Below are 2,239 nucleotides of genomic sequence, written 5' to 3'. Positions count from 1 at the left end.
GTAATCTATTAAAAAATATCAAATGAAATTTAAAAGTATACTTTTATTGTTAATGATGAGTTTAGCTTTTGTTAATTGTAAAAACGAAAGCACTCCAACAGAAGCAGAAAAAAATGAAGCAGAAGCACCTAAAAATGTTTTTAAAGTTGCGGTAGATGTTGTAGTTAAGAAAGATGATAATTTTTGTTTACTATACACAGAAGATGGATCTCTTGATTTTAAAGAAGGTGTTTGGCAAGTTGTAAAAGGAGCTGATGCTGAACAAAAAGTTGAATTTTTGTTACCAGTAGATGTTTTCCCAAGTCAATTACGATTAGACTTAGGTCAAAAACCAGAACAGGAAGATATAGTTATTAAGAAAATAACATTTGAGTATTTAGGTAAAACAAGAGTTTTAGTTGGTCAGGAAATTGCGGCCTTCTTTACTCCAGACACTTCTAAATGTACGTTTGATGCAACTACTGGAATTGTAAAAGCTGTTACAAAAGATGGTGTAAAACAATCTCCATCACTATATCCAAATCAATCTATTCAAGCTGCAGAAATACCAACTTTAGCAAAATAGAAATTAAATAAAATCTAAAAGAAAAGCCATAAATTGTTATTGTCAAATTATGGCTTTTTTATTTTTTTATAAATGATTTATTAAAAAATTTTATCGTTTTTTAAATTTAAAAGATTTACATATTTTAGAATTTATAGCTTTGGCCAGTTAATAAATTTTTTAAGTCCATTATTAGTAATACCTTATTTAATTTACGCATGTGGTATTGAGAATGTTGGTAAGATTGACACTGGACAATCCTTAGCATATATTTTAATAATGATTGTAAATTACAGTTCTTATATTGTTGGAGTCAAAGAAGTAGCCATCAATAGAGATAATAATCCAAAATTAGAGCAATTGTTTTTGGTCATTATTTATCCATGGTATTGTTGATGTTATCTATTTTTTATTTCATCAATTTTGATTTGAGTAATTCAGGATTTAATGCAAATGGATTAATATCAAAATTTTCTACGGGTAAATATCAAATAGGACTAATTATTACAAATTTAAAAAACAACAAATCAGGAATGGTATTGACCGATAAGTATTTTGAGAAAAAATAAAACCCCATTTAATGTAAGAATAATTATTATTTTAATATGAATAGCTACCTAAGCAATAAAATTAAAACTATATCTTGTATAAGTATCATTTTGGTAGTATTTCTTCATTCTTACAATTTTGACACAAAGCAAAACGGTAGTGTTATAGTATTTGAAAAATCGATTTTTTGGTTTATCGAAAATTATATATCTAATGGTTTAACCAGAATAGCAGTACCTTTTTTTTTTATTTTTTCGGGGTTTTTATTTTTTTTGAATTATAACAACTCGTTAAGTGAGATAAAATTAAAATTAAGAAAAAGAGTGAAAACTCTTTTTATACCCTATTTATTCTGGTCAATTTTTGGAATAATTATTTATCTTTTACTTCAAAATATTCCGGGTATAAAAACATATTTTACAAAAGAGTTGCTAGTTGATTTCAGCTTAATAAAGTGGATTGACACAATCTTTATCAACCCAATTCCTTATCAATTATGGTTTGTAAGAGACTTGATGGTGTTGGTTCTATTGTCACCTTTATTGTTTTTAGGCATTAAATATTTAAAAATAGTGACTCTGTTACTTCTTTTTTCTATATGGATTTACTATGATTTTTCTGTGCTAAAAAATTCTATTGAAGCGCTGTTTTTTTATAGTTTAGGTGGATATTTAGCTTTTAATAAGGAGAAATGGAATATGGTTTTTTTAAAGAACCATGCTATTCTATTATTTTTGTTGTGGTTGATAATTCTTGCAGTTTCATTAATGTTAAAATTTTTAGAGTATAATGTAATAGCTCACACGATTGTGCATAAAATTTCAATAATTATAGGAATTATTTCTATTTGGAATGTTTATGATTTATTGTATGTCAAACAAGAAAAAATCATAAATAGAATAATAGCTATGTCATCAGCCACATTTTTTATTTACGCTTCCCATGAACCTTTGCTAACAATAATTAAAAAAATACTATTCATAATACTTGGTAAAAAAGAGATAAATTATATCGAAATTTATTTTATTGCACCAATTTTAGTTATTATTTTTTCTTATTTCACAGGAAATTTTTTAAAAAGAAATTTTTCGAAATTTCATGGCATTATAACCGGAAACAGATAATTTATTAAATAGACATTTATAT

General features: G+C 25.5%; 2 protein-coding genes. Both read left to right on the top strand.

The window, feature by feature from the left end:
• The first annotated feature begins 22 nt into the window (after positions 1-22).
• On the top strand, positions 23-565 hold the full coding sequence (locus DIU01_RS04530; protein ID WP_290832056.1) for a hypothetical protein: 543 nt from the start codon (positions 23-25) through the stop codon (positions 563-565).
• Positions 566-1,149: 584 nt separating this feature from the next.
• Positions 1,150-2,217, top strand: coding sequence for an acyltransferase family protein (locus tag DIU01_RS04525; protein ID WP_290832055.1), 1,068 nt, complete (start codon positions 1,150-1,152; stop codon positions 2,215-2,217).
• Positions 2,218-2,239 lie beyond the last annotated feature (22 nt).

The organism is Flavobacterium sp., from assembly GCF_003525665.1.
Classification (GTDB): Bacteria; Bacteroidota; Bacteroidia; order Flavobacteriales; family Flavobacteriaceae; genus Flavobacterium.
This window is presented reverse-complemented; position numbering and strand designations above follow the sequence as displayed.